Raw genomic sequence first — 21,815 nt, 5'->3', positions numbered from 1 at the left:
AGTCAACCTGTAAGGGAGGTGTAATTGTGGCAAATATCAAATCTGCAAAGAAAAGAATTTCTGTTATCGCTACTAAGACTGCTAGAAACAAATCTAGAAAGTCAGCAATGAGAACAGCAATCAAACGTGTTAATGAAGCGGTAGAATCTGGAGACAAAGCTTTGGCTGCTGAGCGTCTACAAAAAGCTACTAAAACAATTAGCATGACTGCTACAAAAGGAACAATCCATAAGGCAACAGCCTCTAGATTGGTTTCAAGATTAGCAAAACGCGTTAACGCTTTAGGTTAATGTAAAGATATTCCCTAATACGTGTCTACTAACACATCAACTTGTTGATGTGTTTTTTACTGCGAACGTACTTTGTTCGCAGGCCTGAAAGTGAACGTCTTTTGTTCACGGAGGCTATTAGTCCGTTCGTGACTTGCGGAAGTGAACGTATTTGGTTCACGGGCAAGGACCCGCAGAGACAAATCTCTTAAATCAAGTTCACACCCCACCCCAAGCTCATCCCCCACAGATGGGCTTAAACTCATTTTTGCCCCCAAAAAACAAAAATCCCCACCACCCGGTGAGGACCCTTCTCCCAATCTTCCTATCTTCTAATCCTCAATCACCAATCAAAACTACCCCCTACCGACTCAAAATCCTCGTCATCAACGTCTCAAGCACCGTCTGAGGGTCCAGACTGGACTTCATGTTCGCATCGGCCCTTTGCGCATCAAAAAGCATGTTTCTCAAACTCTCCACCGAAAGTCTCGACACCTGGTTCAGGCTTTTCTTCACCACAAAAGGTTTTAAGCCCAGCGTATCCGAAATCGCTTTTGCAGAAAACCCTTCTTTGGCAAGCAGTTTCACTTTCAAGAGCTGTCTGATATGTCTTTGAATCATAAACATGATCTTGATCGCAGCTTCTCCACCTTCGACAAGGGCATACAGCTGATTGAAGGCGACCTTTGCCCGTCCTTCGAACAGACTGTCCACCATCACGAAGATATTGGCGTCCACCGAAAGCTTAAGGGCGCTGATCACCTGTTCTTTTGTAATCTCATCCGAAGACGTTCCGTGCATCAGCGTCTTGATCAGGCCCAAGAGACCGTACAGGTCCATTTCGGTCTCTTTGTTCAAATACCCTGTCCGGTCTACAAAAACGTGGCATGCGCTGTCGCTGATGGTCTTCCCGCCTTTTTTCGCCTCCTGCTTGATCCACTTGAACAATTCTCTCTCATCCAGGTGGTCGAAATGTACAAGTTTTCCGATCTTTGCGATGTCCTTAAAGGCTTTTTTACGCTTGTCGATACCGCTCATCACGAGTATCGTCATGATTTGTTGATTGTTTTCGTGGTACTTGATGAAGGAACTTACGGATTTGTCTCCCCATTCGTCTTTGACTAAAAATGTGGGCTCCTTCAACACGACAATTCTGCGCTCGTCCATCACCGGCAACATCTCAATCATGCTAAAAGCATCCTGATAGGTAATACCTTCCGCTTCTTTGACCACGTAGTTGAAGTCTGCGACATGTTCTAGAAGGCATTTTGTTCTTGCCTGTTCGAGCATACTTTCAATCAACAGTTTTTCAGGTCCATAGAACACGTATAATGATTTAAACGATTCGCTTTTTATATCTTCATAAAACTCTTTATATGACATCCCTTAATCTCCCAAAGTCTCGATGATAAATCCGTCATTCTGCCTTCGAATGACCAGTTCACCATGTACCATGGTATCATAAAAGGGCAGATTCATGGAAGTTAAATCATGTATTGTTTTTGATTTATCCACCCTTTTCCCCCTTCCGCCGCTGATGATCACATATTCAGGGTCAAAATGTACAAGCATCTGCTGATAACACCCGTTATAGCTGCCGTGATGGGGTGCCTTTAGTATATCCACATCACAATCAAGCCTTGCGATCAGGTCGAGCATCCCTTCCTCTTCAAGGTCTCCTGTAAGGAGAACCGTCGCCATCGGTGCATTGATCAGCAGAGAGATGGATCGGTCATTCATATCCGTAACAGGACTTTCTATCCGAAACAGTTCCATCGTCATTCCTTCAAGCTCAAGCAATCGGTAGCCGTCTATGTCCTGAATCACTTCCCCCACAGAAAACGCATCGAGCAGGTCTCCAAGCTGTCCGATATGGTCCTGATGTGGATGGCTGATCACGAGGTAATCCACCACGCACACACCGGATTTTCTTAAAAGTCCTATAAGCTCCTCATCGTTTCCGGCATCATAGACTACGGTGGCTTGAGGTGTTTTGATCAGATAGCTCTCCCCGTCGCTCAAAGCATACGTCCTTATGACGGTTCCCCAATCCACTCTGCCCATCACAAGCACACCGCATATGAAGGCGCTCAGGATCATCCTGTGTCCCAATCCGAACCCTACGAATTTAAGCCTATGGGATACGATCAAACCGATCATCATGACTATCAGGGCCAGCACCAGGGTCATATCCATCGATACATTCAGCTTAGTCAGCGGATGGGACCATAGGACCAAAGCCTTTATCCAGTTTGCCAAGCCATCGGCTGCAAAAGCTATCATCGCTTCTGTTATCGGCACGCTCAAAACCAGATTGAGTAGGAACAGGACAAGGATAAGCGTGACCAGGGGCGTGATAAGAGGTAACAGCAATAGACTGACAAGCGACCCCGACCCCATGTTCCATAAGATGAAGGGCATGGTAAAAAGAAGTACTGAAGCGCTTAACAAAAGGCCTTTCAGGGTAGGAACGCCTATTTCAAGGTAAGCGGACTTTCTCGAAGTCCATGCGATCGCCCAGGAGGCTAGCATGGTCAGCTGAAATCCCATATTGTAAAAGACATGGGGATTCAGGACACCCCAGAAAAAGCAAATGCAGATCAGCAAATGACCCGTCGTCGCAACCCTTTTGCTTATGAATACGATATGCAAGATCAGCAGAAGCAGCAAAGCGCGTTGACTGCCAAATCCTTTGTTGATTCCAAGAAAGAACACGAGGCAGCAGCTTAAAGTTCCATACTGAATCAGCCTGTACCTGCCATGCAAAACCAGTTTCATCGCTCCAGCGACCAATGTTGTCACTATCGCAAAATGAAACCCCGAAATGACAAACAGATGCATCAAGCCCAGCTCCCTGCTTTCTACGAAAAAACCGTCATCTCCCACTTCTCCTAAGATCAGCGCATGATAAAGACTTCGCGTGATGCCGCTGAAATTTTCACCTCTTCTTACAAAAAACACACGTATAGCTTCAGAGACCCTCCTGAGCAGCACATCCTCCACCACTGGGTCCACAAGGACTATTCCTTCACATTCCAACCACCCGTCATATCCTTTCGAACGAAGATAGGACCCATAGTCGAATCCATCGGAGTTCATTGTCTCATTCACCTTATAGGCCGGGCGATCCAAATACACATAGGACCCGCCCTTCATGTCTTTCAGTCGATAGCTGTTCAGCCTGAACTTGTAGGAAGCATCCCCCGCCAGGGTATGAAAATCAGCACTGTTTCCATTGATTTGATAAATAAATCCATACTCACGTTCATTCAATTCGAGATTTTCGTATGCGTCACATCCGTTTAGTCCCATAAACAGCACCGCCAAAAGCACTGCGACGATAATCCGCATCTTTTGGTTTTTGGGACTCAGTAAAGTTAGGAATAGGACGATTGCGCCCATGTAGGTCCACTTCACCTTAAAGACCGACAACAGATAGAATCCAAATAAATAATGTATCATCTGACCACCTCACAACTAAGGGTATCACAACCCTCGCAGTAATTGGTCTGCTGGGAGCAGACTGCATGGTTTGAGACTCAAACACAAAAGACAAAGTCCTTGGAAGAACTTTGTCTTTTGATTCTTAAATGCTTTATTTCTAGTCCATAAAGGGATATCTGTAGCTTGTCGGAGGATTGAAGTTCTCCTTTAGCGTTCTAGGTGTGACCCATCTAAGAAGGTTAAGCTTACTGCCTGCCTTATCATTGGTTCCAGAAGCTCTAGAACCGCCAAAGGGTTGTTGTCCGACAACCGCGCCAGTCGGTTTGTCATTGATGTAGAAGTTTCCGGCCGCATTTACCAGTTTTCTTTCAAGATAATTGATCATGTAGCGGTCTTGAGAAAAAATCGCACCGGTGAGGGCATAGGAAGATACCGTGTCAAGTGATTCAAGTGTTTCCTCCAGCATGTCATCTTCGTAGACGAAGACAGTCAGGACCGGTCCGAATATTTCTTCACACATGGTGATATAGTCCGGTTTCTTTGCAAGCAGGATCGTCGGTTCGATAAAGTACCCTTTCGAGTCGTCGCAGCTTCCACCGTAGAAGACTTCTGAGTCTTGTGAGAGTTTGGCATCATCGATATAGCGTTTGATTTTCGTATATGCCTTCTGGTCGATTACGGCGTTGATGAAGTTTTTGAAATCTCTCACATCACCCATTTTAATCTCGTCCAGCATCACTTTCACCTTATCAAGTATCTCCTTGGCGATACTCTTCGGTAGATATGCCCTTGATGCCGCAGAACACTTTTGCCCCTGATATTCGAAGGCTCCACGGACTAAGGCGACAGCAAGCGCATCCACATCAGCAGTGTTGTGAGCGAACACGAAATCCTTTCCTCCTGTCTCTCCGACAAGTCGAGGATAAGTCTTGTAGCTTGCTATGTTCTCACCTACCGTCTTCCAAAGACTTTGGAAGACTGCTGTTGATCCTGTAAAGTGGATTCCCGCAAGATCGGGATGCGATAGACAGGCGTCTGTCACGTCTTTTGCAGATCCTGGAATGAAATTGATCACCCCCGCAGGAAGTCCAGCCTCCATGAATATCTTCATGACGATATAGTTTGAGTAGACAGCAACACTTGCAGGTTTCCAAACAGCGACATTACCCATGAGGGCAGGAGCGCTAGGCAGGTTTCCGCCAATCGCTGTAAAATTGAATGGAGAAATCGCATAAATGAATCCTTCGAGACCTCTGTGCTCGAGTCGATTCCATACGTCGGTTGTCGATGCGGGTTGCTCCATGTAGATTTCCTGCGCGTAGGAAGCGTTGAACCTTAAAAAATCGATCAGCTCGCACGCTGCGTCAATTTCAGCCTGATAGGCATTTTTACTTTGGGCAAGCATCGTCGCTGCGTTGATGGTTGAACGATACTTGGTGGCGATCAGCTCTGCCGCTTTTAAAAAGACGGCTACTCTTTGCTCCCACGGGGTAGACGCCCACTGCGCCCTTGCTTCAAGACTGCTCTTTATCGCCATTTCAATCTCTTTTGGACCTGCGATATGGTAGTGGCCCAGCACGTGCTGATGGTCATGAGGCATCACACAAGCGGCGGTGTTTCCTGTACGTATCTCCTTGCCTGCGATAATCAGCGGTATATCCACCACTTCACTTGACATTTCATTTAACTTAGCTTCAAGATCCAGTCTTTCTTTTGTTCCCGGCGCATAAGAATTGATAGGTTCGTTCACTGGCGCTTTTACTCTGAAAATACCATTCATAAGAGTCCTCCGTTCAGTATATTGAAATAATTTCGATTGTTTTGCACTGTATGTTCATAATAAACTATTTTTATTCACATTGAAAGAGATGTACAAAAAAAGACATCTGGGGAGATGTCTTTTTTCTGTGAGAAACGATAGTGTATATTCAAGCGGATGATCAATAGATAGCCGCTTGACCATGGATCTCGTAGAAGCTGAACATGTCATCTTCTGTGAGTCCTAATAGTTCTCCTAAGTTCATGATCTTTGCGAACAATTCAATATAATGATGCAGGGCGCTCATAAAGTCATCGCTTTTTAAAGAGGCCATCAACTTATGGATCGTTGCATGGATGCTTAAGAACAGAGGTGCTTGCTCATCCATACGTTCAACGCTTTGCAAGGCTTCCCTATTGATGATGTTAAAATCATGATAGTTTCCGATGCTGAGTAAAAACTGCAGTACGTCGGCGTATCTTACAATCAACTTGTTGCGGTCCGCCTCTTTGGGTTTTGAGTTGAATTTATAACACTTTGTCAGATTTGCTATTTCACCCGTTTTTACAAGGAGTGCCAAAAAACGCAAATCCGAACCGTTTGCAGAGCCTATCGCATCCTCAGTAATACCTGAAGCGGTTGCAATTCCTGACTCTAAAATATTTTGAACTTTAAATAAATCACTGAATAACATGGTGTTTCCTCCACTATTTATTAGACCTTATTCTAATACTTGTTTTTAGTACCAGGTGATAGTTTTATCTGTATACCATTATACTCGCCTTCTGACATGTGTCAAATCTAAAAATCCGAATATACCCGCTAAAAAATAAGCGTTTACTGATAAAAACTATGCATATGTTCAAAAAAGAAAGAAGCTCCATTGAAATGGAGCTTCTTTTTAACATCTACTTTATTAAACTAAGAACTTATTCCTTATTACAAGGTGAACGCGCTCATTTGAAGCAACATGTTTTCTGCCATCTTGCTGGTCTCTTCGGCTACTTGAGACAAGCTTTCTGTGATAGCAGCCTGTTCTTCAGAGCCGCTTGTTATCTCTTGTGCGCCTGCTGATATCTTGTTGGATAGCTGATAAAGTGCTTTCATGTTCTCCACAACGACTTCCACTGACTCGATTTCCTTTTGATTAGAGTAGAGAACCGATTCGTTGAGTGCGATCATGCTTTCGACACCTAAGTATAATCGTTCAAGTGCTTCCTGCGTTTTTGAAATAGAAGTCGAACCGGAGGTCACAATCGTCTTCATGTCTTCAACCACTTCGTTTGTCGAAGTGACCGTCGATACGATATTTTGAAGCGACGATGCGATCTGAGTGGACTCATGCGTCGTCTGCTCGGCAAGTTTTCTTACTTCTTCAGCCACGACACTAAAGCCCCTGCCATGCTCACCTGCTCTAGCCGCTTCAATCGAAGCGTTAAGCGCGAGCAAGTTGATTTGATTTGCGATTGCCTGGATGGTTTCAGAGATAGTGGAGACGATCTCGGTCTGCTCCGTCAAGGAATGTAATTGTGTCACCGTCGTATCGGTGATTCCTCTGATCGCGTCCATCCCGTCCATACTGTCAGCCAGTTGGTTTTTACCTGTCTCCGCTTCTTCTGTACAGCTTTTCGATGCTGATAAGGCATCATTCACAAGTGCGGCAGAAGACTCGATACCATCTCTAAGTACTGCCAGAACCTCATTTGTATGATTCACTGATTCCACTTGGGTTTGAGCCCCTTCAGCGATTTCGACGATTGAAGCGGTGATTTCCTCACTAGTAGCACTGACTTCCTGAGAAGAGGCCGACATTTCTTCAGCAGTCTGATTCAGTGTCTCAGACAACCTTTGGATATCGCTGATCATCTTCGTCTGTTTTTCGACCATGTCGTTGAAGGAGTGGGCAGCGCTTGAGATCTCATCTTTACCTTTTAGATTCATTCGTTTCGTAAGATCTCCGCTACCAGCTGCAGCCATCGAAGCCTCAAGCTTCTTGATCGGCTTTATGATATTGCTTTGCGTGAAGAAGAACGTGGCAACAACACTAAGTAGAGCGATGACGAAGGCGATGACAAGTGTCATCGTTCTGATTTTAAATACCGGCGCCATATAGTCATCGTAGTTGGCGGTTAAGGCGATTACCCAATTTTCTACACGGGCAAAAGCGACATACTTGTCCACACCATCATAATTATAGAATCCGTCACCGAACTCCTGTGTCATCATCTGATCAACAACAGTAGCAAAAGGAGCATTCCCAGCCGCAATATCAAAAATGTTAAGATCGAATTCCTTTTCAGGCAACGCGTGGCTAATAACTAATCCGCTCATATCGGTCATGTATCCATAACCCGCTTCGCCTATTTTCACCTCTTTGATAATCGATCGGATCGAATCGAATCGAATCGTAGCAAGCACTAGACCATCGACTTTGCTTCCCTTTTTCAAAGGACTCGCCACAACCACCACAGGCTCGCCGCTTGATTTTGAGATGACCACATCACTGATCACCGCACTTCCAGTCTCCATCAATTCTTTAAAATAAACCCTGTCCTTGATATCGATGTCAACACTTGTGGATGAATCGGTGACAAGCATCTTTCCCTTGTTGTCGACAAGTGCAATCATTTCAATCAGCTCTTGATTGTCTGATAAGATACTTGCGAAGAACTTCATCGCACTGTTCTTCTCGCTAGCTGTTGAAGTCGTTTTCAGCGCTGATACGACCGCATCGTCGTACGCCATAACATCTGTAACCGCCATTAATGCGTCCAGTTTAAGTTCAATCTGCTGTTTTCTTAATCTTGTTTCTGTTTGAAGTGAATCTTCAATGGTATTTTGCATACTGTCCGATGTGACAAGGAATGATCCCACACCAAGCACCGAAGAAACGATAATGACTACAATTACCATCTGTAGCATTAACTTGGTTAATAATTTCATATAATCCTCCATTAATTTTAATAAACGTTCTAACGCTAAGCATTAGTTTACACGAAAGTAAATGGGAATTATAGAGAAACTTTTCATCCCCGAAAAGGTCTATTTACAAGCAATACCAATTGTATGAAGGCTATTCATACAATTGGTATTTTTACGGCGACTTTTCATGATTTTTTTGGGTTTAGTCAAGATTTCTATCTAATTAATTACATATCCTGTAATTTGTTAAAAAATATACAATGCATTTTCTACCAATATAGGTCTTGTGCCGAACTTTAATTTTTTGTAATAGTTACCTTTTGAAAGTATTGCCCGATGTTTTTTTGGGTCAACCGGTGATCGACGTACTGTGCGAAATAGGGAACTCCATATTTTTGCGGTTCATGAATCCTATCGGTTGCTACTCCATGGAGCATATCGATATGTTTTTGTATGAAGACTCCATGAGGATCGTACTTTTCACTTTGAATGATCGGATTGAAGATTCTGAAGTAGGGAACCGAATCCGCACCGGTCGATGCGGCCCACTGCCAACCGCCTACGTTCAGGGCAAGATCATAATCGATCAAATGTTCCTTAAACCAGTTCGCACCTTCCTTCCAAGTGATCAATAGATCCTTTGTCAGAAAACTTGACACGATCATCCTCAAACGGTTATGCATTCTACCGGTATCATAAAGACAGTTCATGGCCGCATCAACGATCGGATAGCCTGTCTGTCCTTGGCACCATACAAAAAAATCCATCGCCTGATTCGACCAGTTCACTTTTTTACGCCTGTCAAAGTTTTGATCTTCGCTATAGGGAAAATACCAGAGCACCGTGATATAGAAATCCCGCCACGCAAGTTGCCTTATAAAGGCTTCGATCTCGTCATGCACAGGGAGGCTCAACAGATGGCTTATCAGATCGGAAACTGCAATTCCACCGTGGTTGATAAGCGCAGAGGCATGCGAGGTGCTGTCAAGGTAGGGGTAGTTTCTTTCAGTGGAATAATGCTGCCATCCCTTTGTCAAAAACTTACCCAGGGCTTTAAAATCCTCTTCGACAAACACGTGGCTTGAATCATCGAGAATGGGCGGTACGAGTCCTTGTAGAGTCCAATTGACTTCTACTTTTCTTCGTTTTGAGGCGCAAAGCTTCGTTCGCCATTTATGATAATAGGGAGTGAATTTGACATAAGGCGTACCGTCGCTTTTTAGAACTGCTCCAACAGGAACCGCTGTATATCCTTCAAGTAAGACGCACTTGATACCAAATGACGTCAGTTCCTCGACAAGTCTTTCCTGAAACTCTTTCTCCCTTGGCTCATAATGCTTTCGCATAAACACATCATTGATCTTGTAGAGCTGGCACACGGAAATGATTTCCGGGATATCCACATCTCCCGTCAAAAGGTTCACGCCTTGTGGCAATACGGTATCGTTGAACCGTTTGGCAAGAGCAAGACGATACCGCAAGCTTGGTGTGTCATCCACGTCCTGATTCAGCCATTCGGACCACAGGAAAAAAGGCAGAATCTCGAAAGATCCGGCCACTTCTTCTAACTGATGATGCATATTCAAATCTTTATAAAAAATATATAGGGCCCTATCCATAATTTTATCTCCTGTAAATGACGGTCTTAAGCGCCATCAAGAATAGCTTTTTTGAAGCATTTGTCTAATTCTAGCAGGATTTTACGGTTTTCTCAAGCTTAGGCGTCTTTGACCTTGAAGAAAGTCATGTGACGTCTTTGTTTTGAGTCCAATTCACCCTAAAATGGAATCAGCTCTCCAAACTCAGGTACAGCTGTAGCTATCGAATCAAGGTAATCACTAAATTCGACAGAGTAATTCGCCTGTCGATGGCGGCTTTCTTCTAGCTCGCTTTTGAAGCTTATCATGTGTACAAACGTGTTTCTTCTCGACTTGACTCTGAATATGCTGTAGATTGTCTGAGTTTCGTTACGGCTGAGAACATCTAAAAATCGTTTCACACGCACTTCATATTCCGCAAGGTCCTTCTCATTGATCTGATACTTCAAATAGCGATAAACCATATCCACCTCCAATGACTTTAGCTATTTGATATCCAATCCTGACCCGGTCAAACATACTTTTGCATTCTTATATCATCATGCCACCGGTCAAGATAATAGGTGAACTTCTTAATGGTTGCAAATTCCTGATAGTTCATTTTTTCATAAAGGGACCTTGCTCGTGAGTTGTAGCTGAAGACACCAAGCTCTATGCGCTTGTACCCAGCCTTTTTCACTTCGTTTTCCAAAAGCGCCATCGCTTCTTTAGCGTAACCCCTGCCCCATGAATCCTTCTCACCTATACAGATACTGATCCAAACCGATTCCTCGCTACTTATCAGAAGATGTGGCGGATTGACATCATAGGTCACATACCCTATCTTCCTACCGTCCACCACAATCCAGAAATGTGCCTTCTTTAGTCCGTGCTTAAACATATCATAAGCGTCAAGCTTTTGATGCCGGGTTCCTTCCTTGAAATTGACAGTGATAAAGGGCAGGATTTGAGGCTGATTGTCCCAATCCGCCATTTGCTCGAAATCCGCCAAGATACCTTTCACCTTTAAAAGTTCCACTCTACACCCCTAACTTTCCATTCTTATTAGTGAACCGTTTATCGAAGGAGTGACAATAATCTTATTCATGATCCTCTCCTTCAGGTCAGCCACATGAGAGATAACGCCTACTGTGCGACCCGCCTCGTTTAGAGCAATCAGACAATTGATCGCCTGGTCCAAGGACTCCGCATCAAGTGTGCCGAATCCCTCGTCGATCAGAAGCGTATCAAGTCTTATGCCTCCCGCATAACGCTCCACTACATCCGATAGGCCGAGCGCGAGGGACAAGGAGGCTTTAAAGGCCTCTCCTCCCGAGAGCGTCTTCACATGCCGGTTGAGTCCCGTGTAGGCATCAAATACCGCCAGTTCAAGCCCTGCCTGCTTCGATTTATGGTCCGACTCCTCGAGTCTTAGCAATCTGAAACGTCTATCGGTGAGGAGCGCAAGCCTTGTGTTTGCCATATTGAGGACATCTTCAAGGTACATGGCAAGCACGTAGCGTTCAAAGGACAGCTTTTTCGGGTTATCCCCTTTGGCCATTCTTGCCATCCTGCTCACCACCCGATAGGATTTCGTCTTCTCGTTAAACATTCTTTCGTTGCCGCTTAATAGTCTGATGGCATTTTCAGTACTTGCCTTTTTGGATACGTCAGCCTCATATTGATGGCTGAGCGAGGCATTCGCCTCTTCCAGACGGGCCAACTCGGCATTTTCACCTGATAAGTCGATGATTTCAAAATCGGTCAGCTTAGCGCTGAGAATGTTCAGTTTGCTTGCAACATCATTGGTTGCAAGCTCATGACTTTTCAGACTTCTTGTGGCTTCTTCCAGTTCAGCCGCACTAAGTAACTCGCTGGACCAGTCTGTCATCGGATCAAGCCCCAGCGCCTCACATCGCATGATCAGCTGATGATCCACCTCGTTTTTTTCTACGTGCAGCGTCTCCATCTGAGACTCGTACTGTTCAATCGCACTGCTCGCCCGAGCGATCAGTTCATTGGACTTTGTCTGCCTCGTCCTTGCCACATCAAGCTCATTCTGATAGGATAGGAGCTTTTCATTTATTTTTTCCTGATCCGATTTCAAGGCTTCAACCGTCTCGTAAGAACCTAAACGCTCGATATGGTCGAGTCTGTTTTTCTCATCTTGATGCAGTTTTTGTTTTCGTGTGGTCAACTCATTGAGCTCACTTTTTATAAGCGCGTTCAAGGTTTCTTTATTCTTCACCTGTCTTTTCAGATCGTCGATTAGCAGATGGTTGTGATTGACCATGGAATGAAGTTGATACATTTCCTTTTCCAGTTCATCGAGCTGGGTGTCCACTTTGAAAAGCTCGCCTCTCAATTCCTTTAAAAATCCATAGCTTGAGTCCACAGAAGGCTCCAGGTTGAATTCACTTGCTTTTCCTTTTACCTCGATCTTCAAATCGTCTATCTGTGTTTTCAAATGATGGATGTCTCGTTGAAGATTTGCAGCCTTTTCCTGATCCGTCAGATAGGTCTTCTCTGCAACCTCGACATCCTCTAGAACGATGGCGGTCTCTGTGAGAGCAGGACTGGGGTGCGCGGTGCTACCACAGACAAGACATGGTTTTCCATCCTCTAGGTCCTGGGCGAGTATCGCCGCCTGATTCAGGTGATACTCTTTTTTAACTTCCATCCAGCGCCTTTTGCTCTTGTCCGCTTTTTCACGCAGTCCATATTCAATAAGCTCACCTTTCTTTCGTTTCTCATCGAGCTCATACCAGTTTTCGACCTTTTGGATCAAGCCATTGAGATTTGCCTGCTTAAGGGTTATTCCATTCTTTCTCACCAGCAGCTGGTTGATCGTAGCCGTATGATGAATCGTAAGTTCCGACAAACGATCAATTTCGACTTCTTTCAAAGTCATTCCTGCAAGCTGTTCTTCGCCTTCTTCGAGCGATTTACTGATTGTTTCTATCTTTTGCTTATTGCTTCTGATTCGTGTACAAAGCTCACTAACCTCGAAGAAGATCTTTTCAAGTTCCTTCAATTTGAAAATCGACTCGTTCAGCTCCGTGATTTCCTGCTTCTTTGCTTGCGAGTTGAGACGGGCAAGAACACTTTCGAGTTTTGACACAAGGGCTCTCGCGTTTTCAACGGCTTCGAGTGCGCTGATTTTCTTCTCAGACAGCATGGTGATTTTTTCGCCCGATTTCTTGCCGGACTCAGACAGCGCCTGCAGCTCCTTATAAAGAATGTGCTTCTCAACGCTTTTTTCGATGGCATCTATCCTCTCCTTTTGACTGGAAAGGGTCTTTTGAGTTTCTATTAAGGCCTTGTAATCCACTATATTTTCATTGTGCTGCTTGAGCTGTTCAATGAAAGCGATTTTATCCTTTAGTTCTTTTCTTGAAACAGACAGCTCCAGCTTTTTTTCCTGGATGGAAGACTCAAGCTCTTTTAAGACGTCCTTAAGTTGAATGATCAGTCCGCTTACATCAGGTATCTCAGCCTCTTTGAAGTTGACGATTTCGGGATGGATGGAATCATCGAGTCCGGCGATGACACCTTTGCTGTGTTTTATCACATCGTCGATGTTCTTTTTCAAGCTAGCCGCCTTCTCCACCAGGTCGCTTGTCAGCTTTTCATAGGCCGATGTCCCGAATAGTTTTGAAAGGATTTTCTCCCTTTCCTTGCTTTCAGATAGCAAGAGTTTTCTAAAATCACCTTGAGGGATCATCATGATCTGCCTAAATTGGCTGGCGTTGACTCCAAGAAGCGATTCGATGACACCGTTTACGTCTTTGATGCCTACGATCGGTTCCACCTGATTGCTTAAATCATGGAACTGCGCGTCTCCTTTGTGTTCTGTCCATCCTTCTCCTCTGGCTTTTGGCTTAAGCTGTTTAGGCGACCGTATGACTTTGTAAGAGGAACCTCTTAGTTCGAAGGTCAGCGTGACCTCTGTAAGGAACGCTTCATCCGCATGATGCGACCGCAAGGATTCTCCACTTCGTTCCTGCCCGCTGCTTTCGCCGTAGAGCGCGAAGGCGATGGCGTCAAATATGGCTGTTTTTCCAGAACCGGTCGGTCCCGTCAGTAAGAAGAGTCCATTTTCCTCAAAGGCTGTAAAGTCGATAAAGGAGTGGTCCTTATATGGACCAAACGCTTGAATAGCTAATGTCAAAAGTCTCATCAGACACCACCTTCCTTTTGGGCCCTGATCACCATATCGGATATGAAGGTCTCCTCTTCATCCGATAGCGGCTCCTCGTACATATCGTTGTAAAAGGATTCGAACAGACTCTTCATGTCCTGTTTTTCAAGTACGGTGGTAGTCAGCCCATTGTCCACAAGCTGTATGTCCGATCTTGTCTGAACGAGCTTGAGGATGTTTGGATAAACGGTTCTGAGCTGCTTAAGCGGTTCATAGAGGTCACCCTTATCCGTAAGTACTGCCATCAGGTAGTCTTCTGCGCTTCCCTCCTGCGAGTTGAGCAGTTCCTTCAGCTCCCCTTCGATGATGCGCATATCCCTTAAGCAGTGCAGCTGTTCCTGTGATATCATGATTTCACTTCCGTTTCTTCGTATCCACGTGATTCCCTTCACCTGATTCGCTTCAGAAAAAGAGTACTTCAGCAGGGATCCACTGTAGCGAATGTGGTCAAGCGCCACCTTCTGAGGCTTATGAAGATGTCCTAGCGCGACATAGTCGAACAGGTCGACCCTATCATGGGTTATGATTTCTGTGCCGCCCACAGCAAGCGGTCTTTCGGATTCGCTGACAGAGGAATCCTTTCCAAAAAAACCATGCGCAAGTAAAACATTAAAATGCAGCCTGTCAAGTGTCGTTTGCCACTGCTCATATAAATAGCCGAATACGTCGTCGTGGGTCTTTATCGAATCGTCACCCGTCTTGTATCTTACGATCGCCGGTTCTAAGAAGGGGGTCAGGTAGACGCTGACCCGCTCGCCCTGCACCTCGAAGGAAATAGGCTTTAGCGCCTCCTCAAGGCAATCGGCAATAAAGACATTTGAGTGTTTGAGTATCTCTTTTCCAAAGCCTAGGCGCTGGGCGCTGTCATGGTTTCCTGGAATGATAAATACCTTGCATCCGAGTTGGACCAATCTGTTTAGCGTATCGTTGACAAGGACCACCGCTTCCACTGGCGGAACCGACCGGTCGTAGATGTCACCGGCGATAAATATGGCGTCGGGCTTCTCCCTTTCGACTGCTGCGACCAGCTGATTCAAAATATGCTTTTGATCCTCTGTCATGTGGATCCCATGTACTAGCTTTCCTATATGCCAATCACTTGTATGTAAAAATTTCATCATCGTCATCCTTTCTTCATCTAATCTATAGTTTACACAAATGTCTCCTTAAATGCTATCGGGAGCATAAAAAAGCCTCGAGAGCATCACACACTCTCGAGGCCTATCTTATGTTTCTTATAGGTTTTTCTCATCCACCACAAAGTACATCTGCATCAGACCCTTGCCTTTGATCTCTTTTAACTCACGTCTTTCAACCGTGAAGCGGTCCTTGATCAGTTCGTATACTTCTGTAGTGATGTTGATCTTCATCGGTTCAGAGTTGCTCTCCATTCTCGAAGCGGTGTTGATGGTATCCCCAAAGACATCGTAGATATACTTTTTAACACCTACTATTCCACCGACAACGCTTCCTGTGTGGATGCCTATTCTGATCTGCCAGTTCACTTGGCTCATTCCATTTCTTTGATCGAGGGCCTGTCTGATTCTCATTGCCGCGCCTGTCATGCGGATCGCGTGGTCGTCAAAAGCAGTGGGCATTCCACAAACTGCAAGATAAGCGTCTCCTATGGTCTTTATCCTCTCGCAGCCGTAGCTTTCCATGATGTTGTCGAACATCGTGAAGATTTCATTGAGCTCGCTGATTAAAAAGTCCGGTTCCATCGACACGCTCTTATCTGTAAATCCCACGATATCTGAAAAATAGACCGTTACCTCCTTATACCTCTCCGATTCGGCTTTTCCGTACTTCTTTAGCTTTTGCGCGATTTTCTTCGGGAGTATGTTCAGTAGAAGCTTTTCCGACTTTCTTCTTTCTTTTGCCACCAGAATAAGAAGAAGGAGGATGACCGCAGAAACAGCTGCGATAGCGACCATGACCTTGAAGAACCTGTCACTTCTCTCCCTGGCCTCCTTCGCCTCTTGGGTTTTCTTATCGGTTTCGTTGGCGACCATGCTGTTGACATTGTATTGCAGTTTTTTCAAGTACTCCTGTTGGTCCCGAACAATCTTGTAGGCGCTCATATAATTGAAGGCGCTTTCATAATCGCCAGCCGCCTTATGATCAAGGCTAAGATTATAGGTGGAAGAGACCATGCCGTCATAGTCTTCATGCTCACCGGCAAGCTCAAGGGCTTTTGTATGAAGTTCTATGGCTTTTGTCAGCTTCCCCATCTTATGTCTAACCGTACCTAAGTTGTTCAAGGTGACGATCTGCCCTTGGGTGGAGCTTAACTCGGTGTAGATCATAAGCGCTCTCGTGTAGAAGTCGACCGCGTCTTCGGACTCCTTCCTCTGATCCATCAGAGCGCCTATGTTCAGCAAGACATCCGCTTGTCCTGTGGCATCTTCTAGCGATTCAAACCTTTCTAGGGCAAGGTCGAAAAACTGTTTGGATTCCTCTGTGAATCCTAACTCGCCGAAATAAAGCCCTAGATTGTTATGGATGACTGCGATGGATCTTACATCGCCCATGCTTTCGTAAATGTCCAGCGCTTCGGTGTAGCTTGTAATCGCCTTATCAAACTGATCGGTGTCGGCATAGATGCCTGCTAGGTTGTTGTAAACGTCTGCAAGTTCCGAAGGCTGCTCGATCGCTTGGAGGATCGCTTGCGCCTTGAAAAAGTAGTCTGTGGCTTTGTCAAACTCCCCGACCGATTCGAAGACGACGCCTAAGTTATTATAGGACTGGCCGATACCCCTCTGGCTGTCGATCGATTCAAAGAACGCCAGCCCTTCCTCAAACGCATCCTGAGCCTGCTGAAATCCATCAATCGAGAACCAGATTCGACCGATTGCCAGTTGGATGTCTCCCAGCAGCTCTTTATCATCCAGCTTAAAAGCCTTGTCAAAGAGCTCACCGAGTTCGACCATGCCGTCGGCATATTCCTGACGGATGATCATGATGTATACGCCATGAAGTCTCGCCTGAAGCGATCCCTTTTCATAACCTAAGGAAAGCGACAAGTCATTCGCCTGATCGGCATAGTCTTGTGAAATACCTAAGTCCCTTTGCATCCAAAGGTCCGCAAGTTCGTTTAGGACATCCGCCTTCTGTGTTCCTTCGCTCTTGTCGACAAGTTTGTTCAACTCTTCAATATTCGTTGCGAAAGCGATTTGAAAAAGGAGAACGCTTGCCAAGCAGAGCATGATGATTTTTTTACTCGTTAAATTCAAAACGCATTCCCTCTTTCGCAAACATCACTTCTTCATCCTGATAGCGCTCGATAAACTGCATCAGGGTCCTGACAGTCCGGTGAGGAGCGTGGTGTCCCAGCAGCAGGGTGCCGATCGACGCCTTATCCCTAAAGAGCACTCCTGACTCCATGCTCGAATGCCCCCATCCCTTGTACTTCTCTCTTACATACTCCATATTTGTAAAGTGGGTATCCAGGTACGCAAGCTTCATGCCATCAAAGAATCCTACCACTTGGATCGAGTCAGCGTGGTCAAGGTCGATGTCTGTGATGTAGCCGAACGTCATCTCCTTGTTCTTTATCTTGTAGGCCATGTTTCCACCGGGATGACCTACAAGAAGTCCTTCCACTGTGAAATTGCCGATATCAAGGGTCGTTCTCTCCTTTACCGTATGGAACTCAATCGACGCCTGTATCTTGTCGAGAGTGATCGGAAAATAAGGCGCATGAATGAATCCCCTAACAGCCGTCTCCACATCGAATCCGTTCAGTAGGGGGCCGTGGATATGGATACGTTTTGTCTGATCATACAGCTGATCCCATAGGGGCAAACCTATCAGATGATCCATGTGGTAATGGGTGATAAACAGATGGATCTCCGTGGCGTTTTTTGTCACTTCATGTGAATGGATGATGCCGGACCCCGCGTCAAGGATGATCACCGTCTGATCGTCTACGACACTGATACAAGAAGTGTTGGAACCAAAATCGACCATTTCTGAAGAAGCGCCGGGAATCGAGCCCATGACTCCCCATAAGTTGATTCTAATCATGGGGATAGCCCCTTTCAAGGATCATGTTTTCAAAATGATCGACAAGGACACGGTCTAGATTGCCGTTTGCGACTTCTTCTTTTAAGATCGATAAGGATTTTTCGACGGATAGGGCAGGCTTATAGGGCCGGTCTTTCGCTGTCAGCGCATCGAATATGTCGGCGATCGCCATGATTTTCGCTTCATATGAAAGGGTGTCCGACGTGATTCCATAGGGGTAACCCTTACCGTTGAGCTTCTCATGATGCTGTGACGCGATCACGGGGACCTTCGATAAGGACTTGGTCCAGTTTATCTCATCTAGAATCTCAAAGGTTTTTTGCGCGTGGGAGTTGATCTTACTACGCTCCTCACTTGTGATGTTTCCTCGTTTTATGGATAGCTGATCATACTCATATGGAGTCAGAAGGTCGATGACACTACCGTCCTCATCCTCGATCTTATATGTTTTCAGTTCCTCGATAAACCGCTCGTCTTCCTCCCTAAGGAATCCTGCCTTGTTCACACGACTTAAAATCTTCGCGCCGTCCAAAAGCATGTCCTGAATCCTCTGCGAGTTGGGATCTGCAGTATCCAGCATTTTCTCCTGCCGGATTTTAAGGAGCAGCATCAGATACTTGTATCTCGCTTCAATCGCATACATGTGCTCCTCAGGCAGCTTGGACTCCTTTGTAAGAAGGTACTCGGGAACTCCTATCTTACCCACATCGTGAAGCATGCTCGCATAATAGAGTTCTCTCTTCTTATCGGTAGTGAAGTCAAAGGAAGCAAGTGACTTATCCTCTGCCTCGCTGATATGCTTCGCAAGATCTAGCGTGTAGTTTGCGACCCTTTCCGAATGGCCTCCGGTCACCGGGTCTCGTTGGTCCACAGCCTTGGCGAGCGACTGTGTCATGGATTCAAGCAAATCCTGTATCGATTCGTAAAGACGGGTTCTCTCAATCAATATGGCAACCTGGGACGCCAAGGATTCGATGACCTCCTCATCAAACTCTGTAAATGGAAGGATGGTCTCATAGGCCAGGTCATCCACAAGTCTTTCATTTCCTTTTTTCTTATTGATCAGCTGCATCACGCCGATCACTTCTTCGTCGTAATTCTTCAGGGGCACCACAAGCATGTTCCTTGTCCTGTATCCGACAGAATCATCAAAGGTAGGATTATGCCTGATTCCGATCTTATCCACCGTCTCATCCATAGAGGTGAAGTTGTACAACTCCCCAGTCACAGCACAGGCCCCTGCGATGCTATTTTTATCGATTGCCATCCTGAAGGACTTAAATGGAAACTCTATCGAGAGGTTCTGAGTATACTTGAACGTCAGGCACTGCTCTTGTTCCCCTTCGATAAAATAAATGCTTCCAGCATCGCAATTGGCGATCTGCATGCTTTCCTTCAAGATCATCTCGAGCAAGGTGTCAATATTCTTTTCAGCCGAAATCTCAATTCCGATATGGCAAAGTCTTTTAATCAGATTGTTCTTATTCATCCTATTCACCACTCCTTATTTTTGCCATTGATACCCTATCAGCTGACCGATATGCAAAATTCTGTAACTTCACACATTATAGTGCTTATCCTTTGATAAGCGTGGTATAAGGTAGTAAAAGGAGGATATGATAAGGTCAGAAAAACACTGTTTTTAACTCTTCTGCTACTTGTGATGGCTTCTACGGTCAACTTTTGTCTTCTTCCGCCACCAACGACCACCACTACTACGGAACCAACAACAACAACTACTACTACTACTACTACCACACCTGTAACCAATCCGGAACCGGAACCCGAACCCAAGCCTACGATAACAACAGGAGATATCATTTCAGACAAGAGAACCACGCTTGTCAAGCAGATCTTAAGCTTTGAAGAAGGAGCGGACAACAAGGATGAAATCATCCTGTCTATCGATTCCATCATCGAGGACCTGGATCAGGCACAGACACAGTTGGATTTACAAAAGGGAGTCGAAGAGACGATTCTGATATTTAAACCCTTGATCGAGGCGAATGATATCACCAAAGACCCCTTTCCCATCGAACAGCTCGAAAGGCTTATAGACGCGCATGCGCAGGCACTGATGGGAATTCAAAGCAAGGACATCGTAGTCGAACTGATCGGCAATTCGCTTGAGGAGCTGGCGTTTATCAAAACCGGACCGGCCTTCAACGACAATGTGATCGATTTGCTGATCGAAGATTTCTCGTTCGCACTAAGCAGGTATATCGCAACAGAACTGATCGCGTCCACCATATTCGACGATCAGGGCCGTTGGTTCTCATTGGACGATCCCGAAATACTGAAAGCAGCCACCGCCGCAAAGCCGAGGCTCGACAAACTGCAGCTCGCAAGCGATGTGTTTTTCGGACAGCAGTCCATCTACCGTATTCAGAGGGTACTCTATTTTAAATTGAACACACCGAAGGATGGACTCCAGATAGAAGCGACCATATCAAAAAATGCCCGTGGTCTGCTGATCGATCGATCCTTCCACGGCTTATCCTTCTTATTCAACGGAACGGCAATCACCTTCCCCACAAAGGAGCTTAACGCCACACAGGATGCGAAACTGATTATGGACTTCACCTATAAGGAGGATGCCACGGATCAACTCAATCAACAGATTTCAGATGATGACAGTATCCAGATTTTCAGCGATGGTAAGGTCGTAGACATCTCCTATTACGTGAACGATATCAAAATCAGCGCTTTTAAAACACCTGTCATCCTGTCCTTTGAAACTGGTGCCTACATTTTTGATGATCAGACCACCCCTTATGATCTTGCCATCTTTAGGTATTATGAGGCAGAGGGAAAGTGGCGTCCTGTCGGTGGAACCTATAATTTGATCGACAGAACCATCAGCGTCAAGAGGATGTCCCTAAGCCAGTACACGCTTTTAAAATCTAAAAAATCCTTTAGCGACCTTGAGGACGACGACGCCAAGGATGCGATCAATAAACTGCTCAACAAGGGCGTCATCAAGTCAGAAAGCAATTTTAATCCTTCAGCGATGCTTTCCCGAGAAGAATTTGTCTCATGGATAGCAAGTGCCTACGGTCTTGATAACAACTTCGGTATCACTATTCCATTTAACGACGTAGGAAAGGACAGTGACTATTTCGACAGCATCGCCATCGTCTATTCTCAAGGAATAATAAGCGGAAAGACGGCCACTAGCTTTAAACCCGAAGCCGGTATCTCAAAGCAGGAAATCGCCAAGATCATCAGCAATACCCTGCAAAGCTACGACAATAAAGTCTATAACAAGACATTGACTCAAAACCTGCTGGCCGGTCAACCGAGCGTCGCCGACTGGTCAAAGGACTATGTCGCCATGATGATGGGACTTGGGATCATGACCGGTGATGACCTATATTCCCTGGAACGCCCGGTAACAAGGGCAGAAGCCGCGCTCATGATCAGTACCGTATACCAATAGAGTAGGAGGGGAAATTAAATAATTTCCCCGACCTCTCACACCACCGTACGTACCGTCCGGTATACGGCGGTTCCTAAGTTTACGCCTTTACAGTTTTCAAGTAATCTGAGAAGAATAAATAGCCTGCTTTTCTAAGCAGATTATCTGTAATAGAACAATTGAGAATTTGGCTACCGGC

At 45.4% G+C, this 21,815-nt stretch carries 15 protein-coding genes; 2 read left to right on the top strand and 13 right to left on the bottom strand.

Annotation, left to right across the window (positions count from 1 at the left end; translation table 11 throughout):
• Positions 1–26: 26 nt before the first annotated feature.
• Entirely contained in the window at positions 27–290 is a 264-nt protein-coding gene (gene rpsT, locus DWB64_RS02070) for a 30S ribosomal protein S20 (protein WP_129486527.1), read from the top strand.
• 342 nt (positions 291–632) lie between these two features.
• Here rpsT and holA read toward each other — a convergent pair whose 3' ends face one another.
• The 13 genes from holA to DWB64_RS02005 form a co-directional block, all read right to left on the bottom strand.
• Entirely contained in the window at positions 633–1,652 is a 1,020-nt protein-coding gene (gene holA, locus DWB64_RS02065; protein WP_129486526.1) for a DNA polymerase III subunit delta, read from the bottom strand.
• Between the two features lie 3 nt (positions 1,653–1,655).
• Entirely contained in the window at positions 1,656–3,731 is a 2,076-nt protein-coding gene (locus tag DWB64_RS02060; protein ID WP_129486525.1) for a ComEC/Rec2 family competence protein, read from the bottom strand.
• Between the two features lie 139 nt (positions 3,732–3,870).
• Complete coding sequence (gene pruA / locus DWB64_RS02055; RefSeq protein ID WP_129486524.1) at positions 3,871–5,493, bottom strand: L-glutamate gamma-semialdehyde dehydrogenase; 1,623 nt, start codon at positions 5,491–5,493, stop codon at positions 3,871–3,873.
• Positions 5,494–5,653: 160 nt separating this feature from the next.
• Entirely contained in the window at positions 5,654–6,166 is a 513-nt protein-coding gene (locus tag DWB64_RS02050; RefSeq protein WP_129486523.1) for a dUTP diphosphatase, read from the bottom strand.
• Positions 6,167–6,411: 245 nt separating this feature from the next.
• Positions 6,412–8,415: a methyl-accepting chemotaxis protein gene (locus tag DWB64_RS02045; protein ID WP_164980185.1), complete on the bottom strand. Its 2,004-nt coding sequence runs from the start codon at positions 8,413–8,415 to the stop codon at positions 6,412–6,414.
• Between the two features lie 275 nt (positions 8,416–8,690).
• Positions 8,691–10,013, bottom strand: coding sequence for a deoxyribodipyrimidine photo-lyase (locus tag DWB64_RS02040; RefSeq protein ID WP_129486521.1), 1,323 nt, complete (start codon positions 10,011–10,013; stop codon positions 8,691–8,693).
• A 158-nt stretch (positions 10,014–10,171) separates the two neighbouring features.
• Entirely contained in the window at positions 10,172–10,456 is a 285-nt protein-coding gene (locus DWB64_RS02035) for a hypothetical protein (RefSeq protein WP_129486520.1), read from the bottom strand.
• 47 nt (positions 10,457–10,503) lie between these two features.
• Positions 10,504–11,010 (bottom strand): GNAT family N-acetyltransferase, encoded by a 507-nt coding sequence (locus DWB64_RS02030; RefSeq protein ID WP_129486519.1) that lies wholly within the window; start codon positions 11,008–11,010, stop codon positions 10,504–10,506.
• Positions 11,011–11,019: 9 nt separating this feature from the next.
• Positions 11,020–14,151, bottom strand: a complete 3,132-nt coding sequence (locus DWB64_RS02025) for an AAA family ATPase (RefSeq protein ID WP_129486518.1) — start codon at positions 14,149–14,151, stop codon at positions 11,020–11,022.
• A complete protein-coding gene (locus DWB64_RS02020) occupies positions 14,151–15,290 on the bottom strand; it encodes an exonuclease SbcCD subunit D (RefSeq protein ID WP_164980184.1) in 1,140 nt (379 codons plus the stop codon). Before DWB64_RS02020 ends, DWB64_RS02025 begins: the two co-directional genes overlap by 1 nt.
• Positions 15,291–15,407: 117 nt before the next feature.
• Positions 15,408–17,405 carry an adenylate/guanylate cyclase domain-containing protein gene (locus DWB64_RS02015; protein ID WP_129486516.1) on the bottom strand — a complete coding sequence of 666 codons (1,998 nt, stop codon included), beginning with the start codon at positions 17,403–17,405 and terminating at the stop codon, positions 15,408–15,410.
• Positions 17,389–18,198, bottom strand: coding sequence for an MBL fold metallo-hydrolase (locus DWB64_RS02010; protein WP_129486515.1), 810 nt, complete (start codon positions 18,196–18,198; stop codon positions 17,389–17,391). The genes DWB64_RS02015 and DWB64_RS02010 overlap by 17 nt, the downstream gene beginning before the upstream one ends.
• The gene (locus DWB64_RS02005) at positions 18,191–19,687 is read right to left on the bottom strand and encodes an HD-GYP domain-containing protein (protein WP_129486514.1); all 1,497 of its coding nucleotides are present in this window, start codon (positions 19,685–19,687) and stop codon (positions 18,191–18,193) included. Before DWB64_RS02005 ends, DWB64_RS02010 begins: the two co-directional genes overlap by 8 nt.
• Positions 19,688–19,861: 174 nt before the next feature.
• On the opposite strand from DWB64_RS02005, the gene DWB64_RS02000 reads away from it, so the two are divergent.
• Positions 19,862–21,637 carry an S-layer homology domain-containing protein gene (locus DWB64_RS02000; protein WP_129486513.1) on the top strand — a complete coding sequence of 592 codons (1,776 nt, stop codon included), beginning with the start codon at positions 19,862–19,864 and terminating at the stop codon, positions 21,635–21,637.
• Positions 21,638–21,815: the final 178 nt, after the last annotated feature.

The sequence above is a fragment of the Fusibacter sp. A1 genome, assembly GCF_004125825.1.
Taxonomy (GTDB): Bacteria; Bacillota; Clostridia; order Peptostreptococcales; family Acidaminobacteraceae; genus QQWI01.
The sequence above is the reverse complement of the archived record's forward strand: the minus strand, read 5'-3'. Positions and strand labels throughout refer to the sequence as shown.